The following is a 3,415-nucleotide window of genomic DNA, read 5'->3' as shown; positions in this document are numbered from 1 at the left end:
ACGTTGGAGTGCGTTATCGTCTCTGGTTGTGTTCCATCTGCTCCTCGTCCGAGACAGCCCGCAAGACCAACGGAAAGACCGGCGAGGGCAGTTCGTCGGTTCATGATTCGTTATGTTTTTATCACAGCATAAGTTTTGTGATAAGTGAAATAACTCTTTGACAGTACCCGCTTGTGAGCTACTTCAATAACTAGGAACCACTCAACTCCTTCTGAAATAACAATCCTGGGTGAAGGAATTCCGGCCCCAAGAAGCAGTACATATCACCCAGGATCAAGCTTCTATAGTCACCCGGAACAGTACGAACGCCACAGTCCACGTTCCAAAAGAGATGAGTATCGCCCTGCGTTCCTCATTCCGGCGGTACTTGAGTATCAGGGGACCAATCCCACGAGGGCACTTGACTTCCGGAAATATGTGGGATAATACTATATCATTATGCAATGATCAACCATGCACAAACTATGGGAACCACCCCATCGACCCACGACTACGTGATTGTGGGCGCCGGTTCGGCAGGTTGTGCATTGGCACACAGACTCTCCGCGGACGCAGGAACGGATGTCCTGTTGCTCGAAGCGGGCGCACCCGACGACAAAGAGGAGGTCCACATCCCCGCGATGTTCCCTCACTTGTTCAAAAGCGAGGTAGACTGGGACTACTACACGGAACCGCAACCAGAACTGAACGACCGGGAACTGTACTGGCCCCGCGGGAAGACGATGGGGGGGTCGAGTTCGATCAACGCGATGATCTACATCCGCGGCGTGCCCCACGACTACGACACGTGGGCCGAGCGCGGGAACGAGGGGTGGAGCTACGACGCGATGTTGGAGTACTTCAAGCGTGCCGAGCACTTCGAGCCCGCGGACGGTGACCTCGACTATCACGGCACCGACGGCCCGCTCAACGTCGCGGACCCGGTCGATCTCCACCCGGCCTCGGGCCAACTCGTCGAGGCCGCCACCGAGGTCGGTCACCCGCGCAACGACGATTTCAACGGCGCACAGCAGGAGGGAGTCGGCCACTATCACCTCACCCAGAAAGACGGGCAGCGCTGTAGCGCGGCCAAGGCGTTCATCACGCCCATCCTCGATCGCGACAACCTCACGGCCGAAACGAACGCACAGGTGACCGAGATCCGCTTCGAGGGTGATCGCGCGGTCGGCGTCACCTACGAACAGGACGGTGAAACCCATCAGGCCGATGCCGCCACGGAAGTGATCGTCAGCGCCGGTGCTGTGAACTCACCACAGCTCCTCATGCTTTCGGGAATCGGTCCCACCGACCACCTGACAGACCACAGCATCAAGGTCCAGGCCGACCTGCCCGGCGTTGGGAAGAACCTGCAAGACCACCTGTTCGCGTTCGTCGTCCACGAGCGGACCAGCGGCCCCGCGGACCCTTCACCGTCGACAAACATCGGCGAAGCCGGCGGGTTCACCTACGTTGACGACAACGCACCCGCCCCGGACCTGCAGTATCACTTCGCTCCGGTCTATTTCATGCAGCACGGCCTGGCCAACCCCGAGGAGGGCGTGGGCTTTTCGATCGGTGCGACACAGCTCCGCCCCGAGAGTCGCGGCGAGATCACCCTCGGCTCGACCGATCCCTTCGACCACCCGGTCATCGATCCCAATTACCTGACCGAAGAGAAAGATATGGAGGTCATGGTCGAGGGAGTTAGGCGAGCGCGAGAGATCGCTCAGGCCGACGCCATGGACGAGTACCGTGGCGAGGAGATCTGGCCCGGTGAGGACGCCCAGACCGACGCGGAGATTCGCGAGCACATCCGCGAGACCGCTCACACCGTCTACCACCCCGTCGGCACTTGTAAGATGGGCGATGACGAGATGGCCGTCGTCGACGACTCGCTCCGGGTCCACGGCGTCGAAAATCTCCGGGTTGTCGACGCTTCGATCATGCCGACGCTGACCGGTGGGAACACGAACGCCCCGACCATCGCCATCGCTGAGAAGGGCGCCGACATGATCCCGACGGCGGTCTCCACACTGTCCGACGACTGAGCAACCCGGGGAACGTTCCACGCGCGGAAATGACATCGTCACCGACTCTGGCATTATCGTTGCCTGAATCGATTAGATCATTAACACAAAACATTCATGACGTTCTGATACCAGACGACGGTAAGGAAATCTAAGAGCAAAATACGATAGAAGAATCGTCTTTCAGAGCGAAACATGTATCGTCGCTACCGCAATGTAGTGACGATACACTGGGAATATGATTCGTTTCTGCACGGTGGTGATGTTATTACTGGAAATCACTGTACCTCGACGGATTGTCGGACATCGCCATTGACCGCATCGCGTACTGGACGGATGCAGCACCCTCCTCGTTGTCGACAGTCGACGTCTGGCAGCTCGGTGGCGCTATCGACGATATCGGTGTAGAGGAGAGTTCGTTTGCGGGTCGTCACGCTCCCTACCTTCTCGGCGTAGAGGCAAATTGGGAAGCTCTCGCGAATGATGAAGCCAATGTGGAATGGGTGCGCGACTGTCTCGAAGACATGCGCCAGTTCTCGGATGGCTCGGTCTACCTGAATTTCCCCGGATTCCTCGAGGACAACGACGAGACGATGCGGACCACGTTCGGGCCAGCCTACGATCGATTGGTCGATTTGAAGGACAAGTACGATCCGACGAACCTGTTTCGCCTCAATCAGAACATCGAACCGTCCGAACGTGCGCAGTCCGACGGTGGAAGAGAGCCATGAGTGAGCTTGAGGACGAATCCGTGTCGATTCCCTGGAGGTCGACGACAGTCCAAGTCGTGCTCCTGAGCACGATTTTAGCGCCATTGGGCGTCCCGCTCATTGCACCCGCACTCTCGGTCATCCGCGACGCATTCAGTATCGGCGACGCGCAAGCGAGTCTCCTCGTCAGCACCTACTTTGTGACAGGTATCGTTCTGTCGCCGTTTATCGGTATGCTCGCTGACCGTTTTGGCCGGCGGCAAGTGTTGATCTCCAGTCTCGTGATCTTTAGTCTCACTGGCGGAGTGATGGCGCTCTCGCCGTCGTTCGTCGTAATTGTGACGTTGCGCATCGTTCAGAGGACGGCGGCCGCCGGTATCTTCATCACGACTGTGACGCTCATTGGCGATGTTTTCGAAGGCGCACAGCGCAATGCCGTCCTGGGTGTGAACAACGCGGCGCTTTCGGCTGGCGCCGATATCTTCCCGATCGGCGGCGGCGCGCTCCCGCAGTTGCGTGGAATTTACCTGAATTGCAGGCGGGTAAGGCCCCTTCCTCAACGACCGGAGGGGGTAGGGAGGGGATACGCCCGCCGTCTTCGTTGTTCTTAGACGTGCAATAGCTTGATGTACTATCGACACAAAGCGGTACTGTGCGTGATAGTAGAGGAGTTGAAAACTCAAACCCTCGCACGCACTG

The 3,415-nt window shown here is 58.2% G+C and carries 2 protein-coding genes and 1 pseudogene; all 3 read left to right on the top strand.

What is annotated here, in order from left to right:
• Window positions 1-464 precede the first annotated feature (464 nt).
• Window positions 465-2,027, top strand: coding sequence for a GMC family oxidoreductase (locus WBV42_RS18055; RefSeq protein WP_423987253.1), 1,563 nt, complete (start codon window positions 465-467; stop codon window positions 2,025-2,027).
• 245 nt (window positions 2,028-2,272) lie between these two features.
• Window positions 2,273-2,737: pseudogene (locus WBV42_RS18050) on the top strand (BBE domain-containing protein); the annotation flags it as partial.
• A complete protein-coding gene (locus WBV42_RS18045; RefSeq protein ID WP_423987252.1) occupies window positions 2,734-3,327 on the top strand; it encodes an MFS transporter in 594 nt (197 codons plus the stop codon). The pseudogene WBV42_RS18050 and the gene WBV42_RS18045, both read left to right, overlap by 4 nt.
• Window positions 3,328-3,415 lie beyond the last annotated feature (88 nt).

Origin of the sequence: Haladaptatus sp. (assembly GCF_049589095.1) — an archaeon.
Taxonomy (GTDB): domain Archaea; phylum Halobacteriota; class Halobacteria; order Halobacteriales; family Haladaptataceae; genus Haladaptatus.
Note: the sequence above shows the minus strand (reverse complement) of the source record. Positions and strands in the feature narration are given on the sequence as shown.

What these genes read in the sequence shown, in the direction of transcription:
- WBV42_RS18055 (WP_423987253.1), top strand. Translation starts at nt 465, where the DNA reads ATGGGAACCACCCCATCGACCCACGACTACGTGATTGTGGGCGCCGGT.
- WBV42_RS18045 (WP_423987252.1), top strand. Translation starts at nt 2,734, where the DNA reads ATGAGTGAGCTTGAGGACGAATCCGTGTCGATTCCCTGGAGGTCGACG.